16 protein-coding genes are annotated in these 18,655 nt (G+C 72.2%); 12 read left to right on the forward strand and 4 right to left on the reverse strand.

Features of this window, described 5'->3' with window-relative positions:
* Positions 1-196 precede the first annotated feature (196 nt).
* The 9 genes from BLV96_RS17650 to BLV96_RS17690 all read left to right on the forward strand — a co-directional run bounded on the left by BLV96_RS17650 (position 197) and on the right by BLV96_RS17690 (position 9,060).
* Positions 197-712, forward strand: coding sequence for a YbaB/EbfC family nucleoid-associated protein (locus tag BLV96_RS17650; RefSeq protein WP_091389311.1), 516 nt, complete (start codon positions 197-199; stop codon positions 710-712).
* Positions 713-738: 26 nt separating this feature from the next.
* Entirely contained in the window at positions 739-1,062 is a 324-nt protein-coding gene (locus tag BLV96_RS17655) for a hypothetical protein (protein WP_091389312.1), read from the forward strand.
* On the forward strand, positions 1,055-2,038 hold the full coding sequence (locus tag BLV96_RS17660; RefSeq protein WP_143050993.1) for a hypothetical protein: 984 nt from the start codon (positions 1,055-1,057) through the stop codon (positions 2,036-2,038). Before BLV96_RS17655 ends, BLV96_RS17660 begins: the two co-directional genes overlap by 8 nt.
* Before the next feature lie 103 nt (positions 2,039-2,141).
* A complete protein-coding gene (locus BLV96_RS17665) occupies positions 2,142-3,101 on the forward strand; it encodes a hypothetical protein (RefSeq protein WP_086675398.1) in 960 nt (319 codons plus the stop codon).
* Entirely contained in the window at positions 3,098-3,742 is a 645-nt protein-coding gene (locus BLV96_RS17670) for a hypothetical protein (protein WP_086675399.1), read from the forward strand. Before BLV96_RS17665 ends, BLV96_RS17670 begins: the two co-directional genes overlap by 4 nt.
* Before the next feature lie 326 nt (positions 3,743-4,068).
* Positions 4,069-4,938, forward strand: a complete 870-nt coding sequence (locus BLV96_RS17675; protein ID WP_086675400.1) for a ribokinase — start codon at positions 4,069-4,071, stop codon at positions 4,936-4,938.
* 28 nt (positions 4,939-4,966) lie between these two features.
* Positions 4,967-5,704 carry a hypothetical protein gene (locus BLV96_RS17680; RefSeq protein ID WP_086675401.1) on the forward strand — a complete coding sequence of 246 codons (738 nt, stop codon included), beginning with the start codon at positions 4,967-4,969 and terminating at the stop codon, positions 5,702-5,704.
* Positions 5,697-7,325: a phosphoenolpyruvate--protein phosphotransferase gene (ptsP, locus tag BLV96_RS17685; protein WP_086675402.1), complete on the forward strand. Its 1,629-nt coding sequence runs from the start codon at positions 5,697-5,699 to the stop codon at positions 7,323-7,325. The genes BLV96_RS17680 and ptsP overlap by 8 nt, the downstream gene beginning before the upstream one ends.
* 328 nt (positions 7,326-7,653) lie before the next feature.
* The gene (locus tag BLV96_RS17690; RefSeq protein WP_086675403.1) at positions 7,654-9,060 is read left to right on the forward strand and encodes an MFS transporter; all 1,407 of its coding nucleotides are present in this window, start codon (positions 7,654-7,656) and stop codon (positions 9,058-9,060) included.
* A gap of 73 nt (positions 9,061-9,133) precedes the next feature.
* Here BLV96_RS17690 and BLV96_RS17695 read toward each other — a convergent pair whose 3' ends face one another.
* Positions 9,134-9,796 (reverse strand): DUF1707 SHOCT-like domain-containing protein, encoded by a 663-nt coding sequence (locus BLV96_RS17695; protein ID WP_167379640.1) that lies wholly within the window; start codon positions 9,794-9,796, stop codon positions 9,134-9,136.
* Between BLV96_RS17695 and BLV96_RS17700 the strand changes: the two genes are divergently transcribed.
* Positions 9,701-10,918, forward strand: coding sequence for a hypothetical protein (locus tag BLV96_RS17700; protein ID WP_244180287.1), 1,218 nt, complete (start codon positions 9,701-9,703; stop codon positions 10,916-10,918). The two genes, BLV96_RS17695 and BLV96_RS17700, sit on opposite strands and share 96 nt — an antisense overlap.
* On the opposite strand, the gene BLV96_RS17705 is transcribed toward BLV96_RS17700, so the two are convergent.
* From BLV96_RS17705 to BLV96_RS17715, 3 genes are read right to left on the reverse strand one after another with little or no spacing between them, the layout of a single operon-like run.
* Positions 10,919-11,578, reverse strand: coding sequence for a response regulator (locus BLV96_RS17705; protein ID WP_086675405.1), 660 nt, complete (start codon positions 11,576-11,578; stop codon positions 10,919-10,921).
* A complete protein-coding gene (gene macS, locus BLV96_RS17710) occupies positions 11,575-12,675 on the reverse strand; it encodes a MacS family sensor histidine kinase (RefSeq protein ID WP_244180289.1) in 1,101 nt (366 codons plus the stop codon). Before macS ends, BLV96_RS17705 begins: the two co-directional genes overlap by 4 nt.
* 32 nt (positions 12,676-12,707) lie before the next feature.
* Complete coding sequence (locus BLV96_RS17715; RefSeq protein ID WP_086675407.1) at positions 12,708-13,949, reverse strand: AI-2E family transporter; 1,242 nt, start codon at positions 13,947-13,949, stop codon at positions 12,708-12,710.
* A 236-nt stretch (positions 13,950-14,185) separates the two neighbouring features.
* Between BLV96_RS17715 and BLV96_RS17720 the strand changes: the two genes are divergently transcribed.
* Entirely contained in the window at positions 14,186-15,097 is a 912-nt protein-coding gene (locus tag BLV96_RS17720) for a hypothetical protein (protein ID WP_341866092.1), read from the forward strand.
* A 210-nt stretch (positions 15,098-15,307) separates the two neighbouring features.
* Entirely contained in the window at positions 15,308-18,580 is a 3,273-nt protein-coding gene (locus BLV96_RS17725) for a beta strand repeat-containing protein (RefSeq protein ID WP_244180291.1), read from the forward strand.
* Positions 18,581-18,655 lie beyond the last annotated feature (75 nt).

The raw sequence follows: 18,655 nt of genomic DNA on the forward strand, positions 1-18,655 counted from the left end.
CCCCTCTTGCGTCACGGACAATACCGCACCGGTTACCGGCTGTGCGAAGAACGGACCAGGTCAGGCGACCGGAACGTCGCGAACACCTGCCCGGCTGCCCGGACGGGTGGGGAAATCCCGAACCCTCCGGAAACTGTCGGACCGGTGTGCCACACTCGGTCGCCGTACGGCTACTGACGTGAACGGGGAGGTTCGCGTGTCGAACCCTGAGCAATTGCTGGCGAGCTTCGACGCCAAGATCGCCGAGGCCAAGCAGCGTGGCGACCGCATGCAAGCCGAGATGGCGACGGTCTCCGTGGCCGAGCGCAGCCAGGACGGCCAGATCGCGGTCAAGGTCAACCACCTCGGCAACCTCGTCAGCCTGGAGATCGGGCACGCGGTGCGCGACAAGGCGAACCTCGCCGACGAAATTCTGCGAACCGTCCAGCGCGCGCAGAGCAAGCTGGCCGGGGCCGTGCAGGCCGGGATGCCGTCGATCGCGGGCACCGACACCATGAACGAGCTGGTCCAGCAGCTCCACCGCGAATTCCCGGAGCCGGAGCCGCAGGGTTTCGTGGACGGCGGCCACGCGGCACCCGCGAACGAGGGGGCGCGTTTCATCGCCGAGGAAGAGCCGCCGGCGCAGCCGAAGCCGAAACCCGCGCCGCCGCGTCCCAAACCCGAACCGGGCGCCGACGACGACTACTTCAGCGACGGCGACTACCTGCGCTGACCAGGACGACGAGGGAGGGGAACACCGTGAACAACCCGCAGGCGGACATCCGGATCAAGCCGGAGCAGTTGCTGTCCCACGCGAAGAAGCTCGAACCGTTCGTCGACCGGTTCGCGAAGACGCTGGACGCGGCGGCCCAGGTCGTCGACCCGATGGCGTTCGGTCTCATCGGCCAGGCCTGCGGCCTCGGCGCGCTGTGCGGGGTCGCCCAGACGCTGGGGAGCGACTCCATCGGCCACGCGAAGAACGTGGCCCAAGAGCAGATCGACCGCGTGCGCACCTGGTCCCAGCACGTCGACTGGCGCGAGCAGGACGTCAAGGCGAGCTTGGAAGGCATCCACCTTGACTGAGAACGCGTTGGTGACGGCAGCCAAGAAGAAGGTCGACGAAGGGTCTTCGGCGCTCGAAGGCGCCGGGATGGCGCAGGACTTCTGGGACGCGGCGACGAAAGCGGCCGACGGTGACTGGACCGAAGGCCTGCTCAACCTCGGCTTCGGTGCCATGGGCGTGATGGACTTCCTCCGTGACCCGATCGCCGGCCTGGCCGGCATGGGACTCGGCTGGCTGATCGAGCACGTCGAGTTCCTGCGCGCCCCGCTCGACTGGGTGACCGGGAACCAGGAACAGCTCGACGTCATGCAGGAGACGTGGAGCGGCATCAGCGACGAGATCGACGCCATCGCCAAAGACCTCCTGGAGACGGTGAAGGCCGACAGCGCGGAGTGGCAGGGCCAAGGTGCGGACGCCTACCGCGCGTTCACCGCCGAACTCGGCGACATGTACTCCAGCGTCGCGGGTGGCGCGAAGGCCGTCTCCGTCCTGATCGACGTCTGCAAGAGCATCCTGAACGTCGTGCGCAGCGTGCTGCGGGACCTGCTCACCGAGTGCATCGGCAAGCTGATCAGCATCCTCATGCGGTATCCCGGCCCCGCCGCGCCGGCCGGCCTGGCCGGTGAAGGCACGGCCGAGATCGTCAGTTGCGGTACGCGGATGTCGGAGTGGCTCCAGAAGCTCATGCGGGCCTTCCAGAAGGGCATCAGCCAGTTCAACCACCTCAGCGGGCTCTTCCGAACCGTCGGCCAGAAGCTGCTCGCCGCACTGCGGGACGCGGCGCACGCGGCGCCGGGCGTCTTCAAGGACGGGCTGAAGGAGCTGCCCAAGGCGCTCGGTGAAGAAGCCGGCAAGGAAGCGGGCAAGAAGACCGCGGGCGCCTACGACGAAGCGGACAAGAACTACCGCGAGAACCACTACAACGAGAAGAAGCCCGCGGCCGCCGAACCGGTCTTCCAGCAGCAGGGTGGCCAGCGCATCTCCGGGTCGATCTGACGCCGTGGTGTCGACGACTCCCGGCGAGCCGGAAACGGCCGTGGTGCGGGTCCGGTTGCCGATCCACAACCCGCCGGCCGAACTGAGGACGGCCGTCGGGTGCATGGCGGTTTTCGGACTCGTGCTCGCGGTCGCGGCGGGCCTGCTGGCCTGGGTGCGTCGCGGCGATCCGGTCATGTACCTGGTCGCGCCCGCGCTCGGTCTGCTGGCCGTGCTGTGCTTCTGCGCCAAGCCGATCCTGGGGCGCTACATCCGCCGGCACGGCGGAATGGTGACGGCGCGGGTCGAGTTCGGCCCCGACGGGTTCCGGCAGCCGCTCGAAGACAAGACGACGCTCGTCCTGCCCTGGGACGACGTCCGGCGGTTCGTCTTCCGTGAAGGGCAGCCGGGCGGTCGGGTCGCGCTCGCCGTTTCCCTCGTCGACGACGAGGCGATCCGCAATCTCAACCCCGACTGCCGGCACAAGTCCGACGACGGCTTCATCTTGTCCTCGGCGTTGGCCTGGGAAGAAGCCGAAAAGGCCTTGGCGGCGATCGAGCGGTACCGCCCCGGCCTCGGGCGGTGGAACTCCAAGGACGTCCGGCGCGGCGGCTTCGGCGTGCCGAACCCGGTGCGGCGGCTGGTCAAACGCTGGAGTGCGGACCAGACGCGCACGCTCGTCCGCGCCGAGCAAAGTTCCGCCGGCCGATTGTTCTTCCTGTGGGCGGCGTGGCTGGCCGTCATCGCCGACTTCGTGGCGCCGGCCTTCTACGACATCCCTCCGGGCATCCCGCTGCCGGTCGCCCTGGCGACCTGGGTGTTGCTCTACCTGACGCGCTACCGGGGCGACTTCGGCGAATTCGCCGTGACCGCCGACGCGATCACGTGGCGTCCCAAGGAAGGCGACCCGGTCCGGGTGCGGCGCACCGACCTCGTCCGGCTGACCGCTGAGCCCTCTGCGAAGAAGGCCACGCGCCACTACGTCTCGGTCCACGCGATCCTCCGTCGCGGTGAGGATCGGCAGTTGGCGGCGCGAGTTTCGCCGGGCGCGGCCAAAAACGTGCTGCGGCTGGTGACCCCGTGAACGACAGCGTCGTCGTCTCGCGGACGGAGGGCCGGTACTGGATTCTCGCGGCGGTGCTGCTCCTCGTCGCCGGCGGATTCGTGTGGCTGGCCCTGGCTTCGACGCAGCGGGGCGCGGCCGTCGCGGGCTGGGTTTTCGGCGGTGCCTTCGGGCTGTTCGGGCTGAACCTGGTCCGGCGTTCGGTGCGCAAGCCAGTCCGGAACGAGCTGATCGTCAACGCGACCGGCGTCTCGCGGGTGATCGGCGGCGTCGTCTGGGCCCTGCGGTGGGACGAACTGGCCGCCGCGTCGGTCGTCGAGAGCGGGCAGAAGCGCGAGCGTCATCAGGTCGTGCTCAGCCCGGCTTGGAGCGATTTCGAAAGCCATCACCGGAGCCTGATCCGCATCGGCGGTGGTGACTTCCTGGTGGCTGGGATCGGGCTGTACGAGCGAGAAGTTCCGCGAGTGCGCGAGGCGCTGGCGAAGCACGTCGGCGTCCGGGTAGAGCGGGTCGCTCCGGTTCTCGCGCCATCACCGGTCACGGCCGCGGTGCCCGAGTGGATGCCGCCGCCGCTGCGGCTGCGGGAGGCGATGGCCGCTTACCAGCCGGACCGGTTCCGCGCCTTCACAGCCGAACTCGACGAGGCGACGGTGACCGCGTGACCGATCGCCGGGGGCCGCGCGTGAGGTTGGGGCGCCGCCGACGCCGATCACTCGGGGGGCTACGTGATCGGCGCCGGCGACATGATGCCCTCTCCGGCTTGCGCCGGCTGGGGCACCGTCATCACGTCTCGCGTGATGACGCACCTGGAGAGCGGGACCGGTCCGGGAAGTGACGGCCGGGGGACGGACATCCCCCGATCGAGTGACGGGCATCCGCTGCTCGCATGATTGTCGCACTCAACGCCGGATAAGTTACAAAAACCTTCACTTTCCTCTTCGGCACCCTTCCCGACCTGGTCGGACGGCTTTCGTGGGACAGTGCGGAGATGAACTCCGACGTGCTCGTTGTGGGATCCGCCAACGCCGACCTCGTCGTCGCCGTGGATCGGCGGCCGGCGGGTGGCGAGACTGTACTGGGTGGGGACACCGTCCTCGCACCCGGTGGCAAGGGAGCCAACACGGCCGTCGCGGCCGGGCGGCTCGGGGCGGACGTCGCGCTCCTCGGGGCCGTTGGCGACGATCCCTACGGGCGGCTGCTGCTCGACTCGCTGCGCGCCGCCGGGGTCGACACCGGGCTCGTCCGGACCAGCCAGCGGCCGACCGGCATCGCCTACATCACCGTCACCCCGGACGGCGAGAACTCCATCCTCGTCTCGCCCGGCGCCAATTCGAGCCTCGAACCCGGTGACGTCGACGCTGTCTACGACGGGGTCGAGATCATGGTCGCCTCGCTCGAGGTGCCGCTGCCGACCGTCGAACACGCCGTCGCGCGGGCCGCCGAAAAGGGTGTCAAAGTCCTGCTGAACCTGTCGCCGGCGGCCAAGCTCTCCCCCGAAACGCTCGCCAAGCTCGACGTCCTGCTGGTCAACGAGCACGAAGCCGCCTGGCTGACCGGGCCCGGCGCGGACTTCCGGAAGCTCCTCGACCTCGGGCCGAAGGCCGCCGTCGTCACGCTCGGGGCGGCGGGTGCGGTCGTCGTCGAACAGGACGCCACGGCCGAAGTGCGGTCGCCGCAGGTCGAGGCCGTCGACACCACCGGCGCCGGGGACGCCTTCGCGGGCGCGCTCGCCGCGTCGCTCGCCGACGGCGCGGACCTCGTCGCCGCGGCGAAACGCGCCGTGCGCGTCGCGGCCTTCAGCGTCACGCGGGCCGGCGCGCAGCCTTCCTACCCGACCGCCGCCGACCTGGGGGAATGATCGTCCGACGGCACGTGTTGCCCATCACATGGGCGATTCGTTCGGTTCGGCCTGGTGGCGCGGCTACGCCGCACAGCTGAGGGCGATCGCGGAGGCGCGGCGGCCCGACCACCTCGCGATCATGCCCCTCTCCGAGACCTTGCAGGCGCTCGGCAAGCAGACCGAGGTGGACGAAGGTGTCTACGACGTCCCGCTGGAAGGCGTCGTCGGGACGGTCGCCCGCGCCGGCGACTTCGACCGTGAGTTCCGGCCGCGCAACCGCGCGCTGCGCGACCGCTGGGAACGGCTGACGAACACGACCGCCGACCTCCCGCCGGTGCGGCTCGTACGCCTCTCCGACATGTTCTTCGTCGACGACGGCCACCACCGCGTCGCCATCGCCCGCGCCCGCGGGGCGACGACCATCCGCGCGCGGGTCCGCTGGATCAGCACCGTCGCCTGCGCGCTGCGCTGCCTGACGCTCGCCGACCTGCCGTCGAAGACCGCCGAGCGGATGTTCCTCGAGCGCGTTCCGCTGCCCGACGACGTCCGGCTCGGGCTCTGGCTCGACGACCCGGCCGACTGGTTCCGGCTCGCCGACTCGGCCGAGGCCTGGGGTTTCCGCCGTATGCTGGCCGGACGGCCGGTGCGCAGCCGCGGCGAACTGGCCGAAGCCTGGTGGCGCGAGGAGGTCCGGCCGGTGCTCGAACAGGTGCGTCAGCGAGGCTTGTGCCCGCCACCACGACATATCCAGACCTACTTGAGCTATGGTCTAGACCATGTCTGACTCTCTGTCCGGGGTCGCCGTCAGCCCCGGCCGTGCCAGTGGTCCCGTCGTCCGCGTCGCGGAGCCGCTCGGCGAGCCCGCCGCCACCCCGGCCCCGGCCGATCCCGCCGCCGAAGCCGCCCGGATCACGCCCGCCGCCGCGGTCGTCGCCGGGCGACTGGAGAAGCAGGCCGAGACGGCCACCGGCGAGGCCGCGACGATCCTCATCACCACCGCCGCGATGGCGGCCGACCCGGCGCTCGCGTCGCAGGCCGAAACGCTGGTGAAGACACAGGGGCTGCCCGCCGCGCGCGCCGTCTACCAGGCTGCCGAAGGCTTCGCCGAAGCGCTCGCCGCCGCGGGCGGGTACATGGCCGAACGCGTCCGCGACGTCCGCGACGTGCGCGACCGGCTGATCGCCGAGCTGCTCGGCATCGCGCCGCCGGGGGTGCCCGAGCTGGCGTCGCCGAGCGTGCTGGTCGCGCGCGACCTCGCCCCGGCCGACACCGCGGGCCTCGACCCGGCGAAGGTGCTCGCCCTGGTCACCGAAGAGGGCGGCCCGACGAGCCACACCGCGATCCTCGCGCGGGCGCTGGGCATCCCGGCCGTCGTCGCGGTGCGCGGCCTCCTGGCCCTGGACGCGCAAGCGCTTGCGGTCGACGGCGACGCGGGGACGGTCGAGGTCGCCGACCCGTCGGCGCCGGTCGTCACGGCGACGGTCGCGCAGCTCGCCGACTGGAACGGCACGGGCGAGACGTCCGACGGCCACCGCGTGAAGGTGTACGGCAACGTCGGCTCCCCGGCCGACGCGCAGGCCGCCGCCGACGCGGGCGCCGAGGGCGTCGGCCTCTTCCGCACCGAGTTCTGCTACCTGGACGCCTCGGACGAACCGTCGGTCGCCGAGCAGCGCGCCGCGTACACGGCGGTGCTGTCGCCGTTCCGCGGCAAGCCGGTCATCGTGCGGACGCTGGACGCGGGCGCCGACAAGCCGCTGGCGTTCCTCTCGCCGGAAGCCGAGCCGAACCCGGCGCTCGGCGTCCGCGGGCTGCGCGTGGCGTTCGACCGCCCCGAGGTGCTGGACCGCCAGCTCGAGGCGATCGCCGGCGCGGCGCAGGACTCCGGCGCCGAGGTCTCGGTGATGGCGCCGATGGTCGCCACGGTCGAGGAAGCCGCCTGGTTCGCCGAGCGCGTCCGCGCGGCGGGCATCGCGCGGGCGGGCGTGATGATCGAGATCCCGGCGGCGGCGCTGAGCGCCCGCGAGATCCTCGACGTCGTCGACTTCGTCTCGGTCGGCACCAACGACCTGGCCCAGTACACGTTCGCGGCCGACCGCCAGCTGGGCGCGGTCGCGAAGCTCAACGACCCGTGGCAGCCGGGGCTCCTGCGCCTGCTGAAGCTGATCGGCGACGCGGCCAAGGCGACGGGCAAGCCGGCGGGCGTGTGCGGCGAGGCGGCGGCGGACCCGCGGCTGGCGCTGGTCCTGACCGGCCTCGGCCTGACGAGCTTGTCGATGAACGCGCCGGCAGTGCGTTCGGTGGGCGCCAGCCTGGCATCGGCGACGCTCGCGGAGTGCGAGTCGCTGGCGGAGGCGGCGCTGGCGACCTCGGACCCGGCGGCGGCCCGCGCGGCGGCTCGCCCCTGACCGAAGGCGGCTGACCGAAGGCGGCTGACGGACGCGCGAGCGGCGGATTCCGGCCCGATCCGCCGCCCGATCCGCCGCCGCCCCCGGGGGTCCCCCCCACTTTCAGTCTATCGGTCGTGACCGACAGTGCCGGATTGTGCGAACCTGGATGTGCGGAGTTGTCCCCAATGCACGAGGGGTGTGGACAACCTGACTCAACACCGTGAAGGCCACCTCCGGCACGAGGTGGCCTTCACGGCTTTCCGGAGAAAATCCCGGCGGCTGTCGATTCCGGCCCGGCCCGCTCGACGAAGTGGTGAGAGCACCACCGAGCCGAGAGGACGCAGCCATGACCATCACCGCCGAAGCGCCGGCCGGAGCCCGAGCGGGCGCACCGGTCGAAACCGCCGGGCGCCGGGAGTGGATCGCGCTGGCCGTGCTGGCCCTGCCCACCCTGCTCGTCTCGCTCGACGTCTTCGTCCTCGTCCTCGCGCTGCCGAAGATCGCCGCCGGGTTGCACGCCGATGGCACCCAGCAGCTGTGGATCATGGACACCTACGGCTTCATGGTCGCCGGGTTCATGGTCACCATGGGGACCCTCGGGGACCGGATCGGGCGGCGGAAGCTGCTGCTCATCGGCGCCGCCGCCTTCAGGCTCGCCTCCGTCGGTGCCGCCTTCGCCACCAGTGCCGGGATGCTCATCGCCGCGCGGGCCGTGCTCGGGATCTCCGGTGCCACCCTCGCGCCCTCGACGCTCTCGCTCATCGGGACGCTCTTCAAGAACCCGCAGCAGCGCGCGCAGGCCATCGGGATCTGGGCCGGCTGCTTCACCGTCGGCGCCATCATCGGGCCGATGGTCGGCGGGCTGCTGCTAGAGCACTTCTGGTGGGGTTCGGTCTTCCTGCTCGGCGTCCCCGCGATGGTCCTGCTGCTGATCATCGGCCCGAAGCTGCTGCCCGAGTACCGCGACGAGCAGGCCGGCCGGCTCGACCTCCCCAGCGTCTTCCTCTCGCTCGCCGCGATCCTGCCCGCCGTCTACGGCGTCAAGGAGCTCGCCCGCGACGGCTTTCACCTGGTCCCGGCCACGGCACTGATCATCGGCCTGGCCGTCGGGTACGTCTTCTACAAGCGCCAACGCGCCCTGAAGGACCCGCTCGTCGACTTCAGCCTCTTCGCCGCGAAGGCCTTCCGCACCACGCTCGGCGGGATGCTGCTGTTCAGCATGCTCGGCGGCACCACGATGCTCTTCACCGCGCAGTTCCTGCAGGTCGCGCAGCACCTCTCGCCGGTCGGGGCCGCGTTCGGGCTGCTGCCCGGGATGGCCGCCTCCACCGTCAGCTTCCTCGCCGCGCCGCACCTCGCGCGCCGGGTCAAGACGAACGTCCTCATCGCCGGTGGGGTCGCCCTCGCCGCGGCCGGCATGGCGATCCTCGCCCTCGCCGACCCCGCGGCCGGGCCGGGGTGGCCCGCGTTCGGGTTCGCCGTGACGTCGCTGGGGGTCGGGCCGATGGTCGCGCTCGGGACCGATCTCGTCGTCGGGTCGGTTCCGGAGCGCAAGGCCGGTGCCGCCGCTTCGCTGGCCCAGACCGTCAACGAGTTCGGCTACGCCCTCGGCATCGCGACCGTCGGGACGCTGGGCAACGCCGTCGTCCACGCGCACGGCTTCGCCGCCGGCCTGCACGTCGTCGCCGGGCTCGCCGCCGTCGCGTTCGCCGCTCTCGTCTGGTTCGTCGCGCGCAACCTGCGGACCGCCTGAAAAGCGCGAAGGCCTCCCCGCCCGATGCCTGGGCGGGGAGGCCTTCTTGACGCCGGGGGCAGAGGGGCCCCGGCTAGCCGAACAACCCGCGCCGCGGGTGCCGGATGACCAGTGAACCGCCGTGGACCCGGCCGCTCAGCACGAACCGGGGGTTCCCCATGTGCCCGTTGCTGCGCGTCTTGTCCTCCAGCGACCCGAACTTGACGTCGGTGATCGAGTTGACGTCGACCGCCGCGTGCTCCGGGATGATGACCTCGACCGAACCCCACTTGGCGTCCAGCTCGATGTGCACCACCGGCGACTGGACCTGGGCCTCGGTGAAGTCGAGCTTCGTCGAGCCGTACTTGTTCCGCACGACCATCTCCGGCGGCACCACCCACGGCCCGCTGCGGACCAGCGACGAGTACTTCGCGTTCAGCTCGAACCGCCGGCCGGGCGAGAAGCCCGCCGTCGGCGAAGGTGCCGCGTACGACGGCGCAGCGGCCATCGCGGCCGCCGGGTGGTAAAGCCCGGCGAGGTCGGCCAGCACCGCGTTCAGCTCGCCGCGGGTCCGCGACGCCAGCGCGCGGTCGGTGCGCTCGGTGAACTCGTCCAGATCGATCATCCCGCGCCCGATCGCCTTCTGCAGGACCCCGACGACGTGCTCGCGCTCGTCGTCGGACACCCGGAGATCGCGCTCGCTCAACGGCTTGGTTTCGGTCACCGGTTCCGCCGCCGCGGTCTCTTCCTCGCCCATGCCCACGATGGTAGAACCGGATTTCACCAGGGAGATCGGGGGAAAACCCTGAACGGACCCGTATTCCGCGGCGCCGCGCTCGGCGCGGTCCTGATCCTGCTGTCCGGGTGCACGGGCGACCCGCCTCCGCCGCCACCGCCGAGCACCAGCGTCCCGGTCACCACGCCGACCGCCCTGCCGGAGGGACTCCAAGGCGTCCCGACGACCGGCGGCATCGGCATCACGGCCCTGCTCCCGACCACCGGCCCGACCCTGTTCGACGCCGACGGCGGCCCCGTCGCGACCCCGCCCGGCTACCCGGGGAACGACCTCGGGCTGAGCGTCGTGCGCGTCGGGAAGTCCGCCGTCCTGACCGCCTACCCGGCCGGCGCGACCAGCGACGACCCGTTCGAGATCCTCGTCTACACCGGCCCGTCGAGCCCGCCGCGGTCCCTCGGCCGCGCCTGGTCGGTGGCCCCGGCCGCCGACGGCGCGAGCGTGTGGGTCATCCGGCAGGACGCCCCCGACACCTGCCGGCTGCAGCGCGTGTCCCTGTCCGGCGGCGAGTTCGGCCACGGCCAGTCCGCCAGCTGCCGCACGCAGGTCCGCGTCGGCACCACGCGTGGCCTGCTGATCACCATCAACGCCGGCGCCGAGTCGACGGACGCCCTGATCGACCCGGAGTCCGGCCGCACGCTCCAGCAGGCGCCGCGCGTCTTCGGCGTCGCCGGTGACCGGATGCTGCTCGACGGACTGACCGAGCTCACCCTCGTCGACCTGCGGAACGGCAGCCGCAAGCAGCTCAGCCGGCCGGTCATCGCGCGGACGCCGACCGTGGTCCCGTCGCGCGACGGCAGCGTCTGGGCCGTCGACTTCGCCAACCCCGCCTACCGCGGCACGAGCACCCAGACCCGCGACCTCTGGCTGCTCTACCCGGACACGCTGACCTGGGAACACGCGGCGGCCATGCCGTTCATCACCGAGCACCTCAAGCGCGGCGGCGGGTTCGACTGGTCCGAAGACGGCGACCTCGTGCTCGCCGACGGCGTCCTCGCCGCGTGGCACCCCGGCGAACCCCAGTGGCGGCTGGGCAAGGCGGCGCTGCCGACGAGCCCCTGGTCGGGCTTCGCCGTGCTGCCGTAGCTACTCCTCGTCGAGGCCGTGCTCGATCGCGTACCGGGCGAGCTCGACGCGGTTGTGCAGCTGCAGCTTCCGCAGGGTCGACTGGACGTGGTTCTCCACCGTCCGGTGCGACAGCACGAGCCGCTCGGCGATCTGCCGCGCGGTCAGCCCCTTCGCGACCAGGCGCAGGACGTCGGTCTCGCGCTCGGTCAGGCGCGGCGGCTCCGCGCCTTCCGCCGGCGCGTCGGCCATCCGCCGGTACTCCCCGAGCACCAGCCCGGCCAGGCCCGCGGTGAACACCGGGTCGCCCGCCGCGGTCCGGTGCACGGCGTCCACGAGCTCCGCCGCCGAAGCCGACTTCACCAGGTAGCCGGACGCGCCGGCCTTCACCGCTTCCAGGACGTCCTTGTGCTCACCGCTCGCAGACAGCACCAGCACCTTCGTCGACGGCAGCGCCGACGTGATCTCGCGGGTCGCGTCCACCCCGGACGTACTGCCCAGGTTCAGGTCCATCAGCACGACGTCCGGCTGGACGGTCCGCGCGATGCGCAGCGCCGCGTCCGCGTCCGGTGCCGTCGCGCGGACGTCGAAGCCGTGCTCGGTCAGGTCGCGGGCCACCCCGTCGCGCCAGATCGGGTGGTCGTCGACCACCATCACGGAGATCCGCGGCTCGTCGCTCATCTCGCACCCCTCGTGCTCGGCACCCTGACCTCCCACTCCGTGCCCCGGCCGGGCCCGGTGTCGAGGGTCGCGCTCCCGCCGAGGTCGCGGACCCTCCCCCGGATGGATTCCACCACGCCGAGGTGGCCGGCCGCGGCCGCTCGCTCGAGAACGCCGTCCGGAATGCCCGGTCCGTCGTCGCGGACGCTGACCACGACCTCGCCGCCGAGGTCCTCCAGCAGCACCCACGCCTGTGCTTCGGGTCCCGCGTGCTTCTCGACGTTCGAGAGCGCTTCACGGGTGATGGCGACCAGTTCGCCGGTGACGTGGGCCGGCAGTTCGACGTCGTCCGCGGGGGTCGAGACCTGCACCGACGACGTCGCGAGCAGCTGCAACGCCGCGCGCAGGCTCGCCGTGCCGCGGTCGTTCGGCGCCAGAGGCTCGGTCGTCACCAGCGAGCGCAGCGCGATTTCCTGCTCACCCGCCAGTTTCGCCAGCTCGGCCGCTTCGCCGCCGACTTCGTTGCCGCGCTTGCGGACCCGGGCCAGCACCTGCAGCACGCTGTCGTGGATCGACCGCGCCAGCCGTTCCCGCTCGGCCGTCGCCGCTTCCTTGCGCAGCGCCTGCTCCAGCCGCGCCGCGGACCGGCGGCCCATCGTCGCGGCCATGCCGACCAGCAGGCCGGCCGCGGCGAGCAGGACGCCGTCGCGGGCGACGTCGAGGTCGAACTTCTCCCGGGCCAGCCCGGTCGCCACGCCGAGGACCAGCCCGGCCAGCACTCCGCCGCTCGCGCCGAAGCGCGCGCCCGCGGCGACCGGCGGCACGGCCGCCCACACCGTCGTGATGAGCGGGACGTTCAGCGCGAACTGCGCGTCGCTGAGCACCCACGGCGAAGTCAGCAGCAACGCGGTCGTGAGCACGAGGTCGAAGACGACCAGCGCCGGCGGCCGCGTCCGCTCGCGCAGGTAGAGGAAGCTGCTGACCACCGACCAGACGGCCATCACGCCGAGGATCGTCCAGGCCAGCCACTCGCGCTGGTAGTGCCCGCTCTGGACGATCACGGTGCCGCAGGCGAACGCCCAGGTGAGCAGGCGGAACGCGAGCACGCCACGCCACATGGGCGTGATCGGGTCCGGTGACCGCCCGGCGGTCACGGCTTGCGGTCGCGCTTCGGCGGCTTGGCCGTCGAGGAGTCGGCTTCCGCCTCGGAGACCGTCGCGATCTCGGCCTTCGGCCCGCCGGGTTCGGCGTCGTTCGGCTGCGCGGCCTGGTCCTTCAGGACGTCGACCTCGGCCGGGTCCGGGTTGGTCTCGTGCAGCAGCGACCGGACGCCGGCGTTGAGCACCGCCAGCAGCGGCACGGCCAGCAGCGCGCCGGCGATCCCGCCCGCGACCAGGCCCGCGGTGATGGCGAGCACCACGGCCAGCGGGTGCAGCTTCACCGCCCGCCCGAGCAGCAGCGGCTGCAGGATGTGGCTTTCCAGCTGCATCACGCCGATCACGATGGCCAGCACGATCACCGCGCCGATGAACCCGTTCGTCACCAGCGCGATCAGCACCGCGACCCCGCCGGTGATGACCGCGCCGATGATCGGGATGAACGCGCCGATGAACACCAGCGTCGCCAGCGGGATCACCAGCGGCACGCCCATGATCCACAGCCCGACGCCGATGCCGACGGCGTCGACGACGGCCACCGCGGCCGTCGCCCGCACGTAGCTGACCAGCGACGCGAACCCGCGGCGGCCGGCGACGTCGACGCGGTTGCGGACCCGGGCGGGCACCGCGCGCACGAGGAACGTCCAGATGCCGTCACCGCCGCTGAGGAAGAAGATCGTGATGAACAGCGTCAGCAGGAAGCCGGTGAGGATCTCGCCGACGGTGCTCGCCGTCGTCAGCGCGGTCGTCGTGATGGACGCCTGGTTGTTCTGGATGAACCCGATCGCCTGGTTGATGAAGTCCTGGATCTGCTCCTGGCGCAGGTGCGGCGGCCCGTTGAGCAGCCACTCCTTGATCTGGTTGAGGCTGTCGTTCAGCTGCTGCTGCAGCTGGGGCAGGCCGGAGGAGAACTGCGTGATGACGAACGTCAGCAGGCCGCCCAGCACCGCCAGCCCGGCGATCAGCACGATCGCCGTCGCCAGCCCGCGCGGGAACTTCACCGCCACCAGCTTCTGCACCGCGGGCGCGAGCAGCGCGGACAGCAGCAGGGCGATCGACAGCGGGATGATGACGACGGACAGGTAGCCGATCACCCAGACCACCGCGTACAGCGCGGCGACCACGACGATGAACCGCCACGCCAGCGCCGCGCTGATGCGCAGGCCCCGGGGGATCAGCCCGGTGATGTCCTCGTGCTCCGGCAGGAACGGGTCTTCGCGTCGCGCGTGGCTCACCGGCTCACCGTACTGGCAACACCGCCCGATTCGGCCGCTTTCCGCGGGCCGAGTCCGACACGCTCGGCTGCCAGGGGGGATCACCCGTTGTCAAGGCCGGTTGCACGCTGTGTTCTTCACACGATGGGGGCATCAAGTCGTGTCGAGGATGCGAGCCGCGTCGCGGATTTGATTAGGTCGGTTCCGCAACGGCAATCGCCGAACGATCACCCGGTTTCGAAGGAGACGCACCTGTGGTGGACCACGCGACGAACGAGGGGCAGGGCGCCAAGCGCGCCGGCCGCTTCGTCTCGCGTGCGCTGCTCGTGCTCGGTGGTGCCGTGGCCGGCACCGCCGCCGCGTGGCTCGTCTCCGGTGCGGTCGCCTCCGCGGACACCGTCGAGGTGGGCACCGCCCCGATCACCGAGGCCGCCACCGGCAGCGTCGGCGACGTGAACGCCGGCGCGACCGACGCGGCGAGCGACGTCTCCGGCTCGAACTGCCACCAGGACGCCACGGCGTGGAGCGACCCGTGCGCCCGCGTCCTCGGGCACGAGGTCTCCGACCGCGTCGGCGACTCGGTCTCGGACTTCGCCGAGGACGCCGTCGTCAGCCCGGCGCACCGCACCCTCGGCGCGGTCGAGCACATCGTCCGCAAGCCGCAGGACACCCGCGAGGTCCTGGAGCGGACCTTCACCCCCGAGCCGGCCCACGACGTGTGGCAGCTGCTCGACCCGGCCGGGCACGGCGACCTGGTGGCGCTCCCGGGGCTCTCCCCGGTCGAGCAGCAGCCGGTGACCACGACCGCCGGCCAGGCCACGGACCCGGTCGCCGTCTCGACCGTCCAGCTCCCCGCCGCACTGCGAGCCGCGCTCGCGATGCCGACGGGTTCCCAGCACGACGACGGCACCGGTGGCACGGGCGATACCCGTGACTCCCACCGCGACCTGCCGTCCCCGCTGACCCCGGCGCAGCTTCCGGTCGCGCCGTTCGTCCCCACCGCCCCGGGTGGCAGCACTGCCCCCGGTGGTCACCTCGACGGCCTCAACTTCGGTGTCCCGTTCTGGACGACCGAAGCCGTCGACTCCGCCGTCGCGGCCATGAGCCGCGCCGGCCTGCGCACCACGATGCGCACCCCGGGCGAGCAGCCCGGCGTCACTCCTGACTGAACACCTCCCTTCACGGGTAGCTGACGCGCCCGAGTCCGTCCGCAGCTGACGGCTCTTCCGCGTTCGCCGACATCCCGTGACACGGCGGTGCGCTTTGTCGCGCCCGCAGATAGTCCTTCCCCCTCTGGTGCGGCTCGGACGCCATCCCCCTTTCGACGAGCGCACCCCCATAAGCCCGCAAGGGAACCCGAAATAAAGGAGAAAAACCCCATGCAGACGTGGGCAAAGCGCGGACTCCAGACCGCACTTGTCACGGGTGGGTTGCTGATGCTGGGCACCGGCATCGCCTCGGCTGACGAGAACGTCAACCCCGACACCCCTGCCTCGCCGCTCGACCTGAACGTCACGGTTCCGATCCAGGAAGCCAACAACGCGGTCGGCACCCCCTTCGGCCAGCTGGACCTGCCCGCCGGGCAGACGGAGCTGAGCGCCAAGCCGGTCACGCAGGCCGCGAACCAGGCTGCCCAGCAGTTCGACGACGCGAGCCCGATCAACCAGAGCACCCTCGGCGGCAAGTTCACGCCGAGCCACAACAACCTCAAGGGCAACAAGGTCACCGGCGACGTCGTCGTCCCGATCCAGATCGTGGACAACGCGGTCGGGGTGCTCGGCGACGCGACCGTCCAGGGTGGCAACCACACCCAGACCTGGGACCACAACCAGGACATCGCGACGACCGGCAAGGACTCGAGCCTCGCGGGCAACGCGGTCGCCCTCGACTGGGCGCTCCCCGTCCAGATCGCCGGGAACGGCGGCGGTGTCGCCGGCGGCACCGGGCGGGTGACCGGTGGCTCGGCCAGCCAGAGCGCGACCGAGACCGGTGACGTCGACACCAGCGGCGACGGCTCCTCCCTCTCCGGCAACATCGTGGCCGGCCAGTTCGCCACCCCGGTGCAGGTGACCGGCAACGCGGCTTCGTACCTGCTCGGCAACGGGCAGAGCCACGGCTACACCGCCGACACCGTCGCGACCTCCGGCGGCTCGCTGCTCAGCTCCGGCGACCAGGCCAGCGGCTCCGGCAACGTGGTCGGCGCGCCGATCGCCCTGCCGGTCAAGTTCAACTGCAACTCGGGCGCCGTGTGGGGCTCGCTGTCGAACTCCGACGGCTGCACCACCTCGGCCGACGCCACCGCCGGGGACACCCGCCAGGGCAGCCTGGGCATCCCGACCTACCTCGAGACGTCCGGCAACGACTCGTTCCTGTCCGGCAACGGCGGGGCGGCCTCGCTGTCCCCGATCGCGAACGTCGCGGGTGTCGCGGGCTCGTGGATCGGCAACGCCACGGCGGGCATCCCCGACGCCGGCAGCTCCTCCAGCACGGTCGACTCGGGTGGCTTCGTCAAGACCGCCGGCGACAACGCCAGCGGCTCGGGCAACGTCCTGAACCCGTCGGTCGCGCTGCCGGTCGAGGCCTTCGGCATCGGTGGCACCTACATCGGCCAGGCCAACGCCGCGCACGACAACACCACCGACGCCAACGCGGGCAACGGCAGCTACACCAAGGGCAACGGCTCCGTCCTCGGCGGCAACATCGTCAACACCCAGGCCGCGGGCGCGCCCGAGGTCTTCGGCATCGGCGGCAGCCACATCGGCAACGCGTCCGGCTCGGCGACCGAGGACAAGACGGTCACCGCCGGGGCGTACGACGGCACGCAGGGCAACGACTCGTCCGGCTCGGGCAACGTCGTGCAGGTGCCGGTCGGCCTGCCCGCCGAGGTCTTCGGCGTGGGCGGCTCCTTCATCGGCCAGGGCTCCGGCTCGGCCGACGAGACCAAGGTCGTCTCCGGCGGCGGCGGTGGCAGCACCCACGACGACAACGGCTTCCTGAGCTCGAACCTGGGCACCGTGCCGGCGTCGCTGCCGGTGCAGGTCGCCAACATCGGCGGCGCGTTCGTCGGCCAGGGCCACGGCAAGGGCTCGACCGACACGACGTCCAACGCGGGCGGCGACGTCACGGCGAACGGCCCCGCCGGCGCCGGCGCCGGCAACATCATCGAGGCCCCGGTCTCGCTCCCGGTGCTGGCCGCCGGCAGCGGTGCCGCCCTCGCGGGCATCGGCACCGGTGAGAACGACAACATCACCGACTCCTCGGCCGGTGGGGACGCCCTCACCGACGGCCAGGACGGTGCGCTGGCCGGCAACATCGTGAAGGCCCCGGTCGCGGGTGTCGCGCAGGTCTTCAGCGACGGCGTCGCGGGTGCGGCCCTGGGCCACGGCCTGGGCACCAGCGACACCATGTCGCAGGCGGGCGGCGACGCCACCACCAACGGTGACGGTGGCGCCGTGGCCGGCAACATCGTCGGCGCGGACGCGCTGCCGGTCGCGCAGGTCTTCGGGGACGCCGTCAGCGCGGCGGGTGTCGCCACCGGCACCGGCATCAACACGACGTCCGTGCAGAACGCGGGCGACGACACCACCTCGGGTGTCGAGGGTGCCATCTCCGGCAACATCCTCGACATCCCGGCCACGGCGATCGCGCAGCTGTTCGGCGACGCGGTGACTGTGGGCGGCGTCGCGCACGCCATCGGCGACAACTCGCTGACCACGCAGAACGGCGGCGAGCCGGTCACCGAGGGTGACGGGTCGGCCCTGTCGGGGTACAACTTCTACCACGACATCGTGGCGCCGGTGCAGATCTTCGGCGTGCCCATCGAGCTGCTCGGGGTCGCGACCGCCGAAGCGACCGACATGACGAGCATCAACGAGGACGAGGACGCCATCGCGTTCCCGGTCGAGGGCTCCGAGCTGGCCGCCGACGAGCTGCCCTCGCTGGCCGCGCTGCGCAGTGGCCTGCCGGCCCAGGGCCTGCCCTCGCTGGACGGGCTGACCGGCAAGCTGCCGATCGCCGGTCTGCCGACGCAGGGCCTGCCGTCGCTGACGGGCCTGACCGGCAAGCTGCCGGTCGCCGGGCTGCCGGCCCAGGGCCTGCCCTCGGTGGACGGGCTGACCGGCAAGCTGCCGACCGCCGGGCTGCCGGCCCAGGGCCTGCCCTCGGTGGACGGGCTGACCAGCAAGCTGCCGACCGCCGGGCTGCCCACCCAGGGCCTGCCCGCGCTGCCGGTCGCCGCGCCCCTCGGCACCGAGCGGGCCGACCTGCCGACCGGTGGGGGCAACCCGCTGGCCGGGCTGACCAAGCTGGCGCAGCTGCCGGCCGCGGGTGGCCTCAACGGCGCCCCGGCGCTGCCGAAGGCGGGCCTGCCCACCCCCGCGGCGCTGCCCGTGGTGAACGGCCTGCCCGGCCACACCCAGCGTGCGGACCTGCCGGTCGCCGCCCTCCCGGTGACCCCGGCGCTGCCGGTCGCCCTCCCGGTGACCCCGGCCCTGCCCGCGGCCCCGGCGCTGCCGGCCGCCCCGGCCCTGCCGGTGAACGCCAAGCTGCCGGTGCTGGACAGCGCGGCCCCGGCCGCGCAGGTCCCGGCGATGTCGGGCCTGGACTCCACCGGCTTCCTCGGGAAGCTGCTGGGCCTGGTGAAGCGCAAGTAGTTCGGTGACGCCGGGTGAGGTTCAGCCAGAACCCGCCCGGCCCCCCAACCCCGGCAGGTGTTCCACCGCGCCGCG

Origin of the sequence: Amycolatopsis pretoriensis, assembly GCF_900107925.1 — a bacterium.
In the GTDB taxonomy this organism is placed as follows: domain Bacteria; phylum Actinomycetota; class Actinomycetes; order Mycobacteriales; family Pseudonocardiaceae; genus Amycolatopsis; species Amycolatopsis pretoriensis.

Bases quoted from the DNA above. Each gene is read 5' to 3' on its own strand.
- BLV96_RS17665 (WP_086675398.1), top strand. From the start codon at position 2,142: ATGGCGGTTTTCGGACTCGTGCTCGCGGTCGCGGCGGGCCTGCTGGCC.
- BLV96_RS17695 (WP_167379640.1), bottom strand. From the start codon at position 9,796: ATGGGCGAGGAAGAGACCGCGGCGGCGGAACCGGTGACCGAAACCAAG.
- ptsP (WP_086675402.1), top strand. From the start codon at position 5,697: ATGTCTGACTCTCTGTCCGGGGTCGCCGTCAGCCCCGGCCGTGCCAGT.
- BLV96_RS17690 (WP_086675403.1), top strand. From the start codon at position 7,654: ATGACCATCACCGCCGAAGCGCCGGCCGGAGCCCGAGCGGGCGCACCG.
- BLV96_RS17725 (WP_244180291.1), top strand. From the start codon at position 15,308: ATGCAGACGTGGGCAAAGCGCGGACTCCAGACCGCACTTGTCACGGGT.
- BLV96_RS17680 (WP_086675401.1), top strand. From the start codon at position 4,967: ATGGGCGATTCGTTCGGTTCGGCCTGGTGGCGCGGCTACGCCGCACAG.
- BLV96_RS17675 (WP_086675400.1), top strand. From the start codon at position 4,069: ATGAACTCCGACGTGCTCGTTGTGGGATCCGCCAACGCCGACCTCGTC.
- macS (WP_244180289.1), bottom strand. From the start codon at position 12,675: ATGTGGCGTGGCGTGCTCGCGTTCCGCCTGCTCACCTGGGCGTTCGCC.
- BLV96_RS17705 (WP_086675405.1), bottom strand. From the start codon at position 11,578: ATGAGCGACGAGCCGCGGATCTCCGTGATGGTGGTCGACGACCACCCG.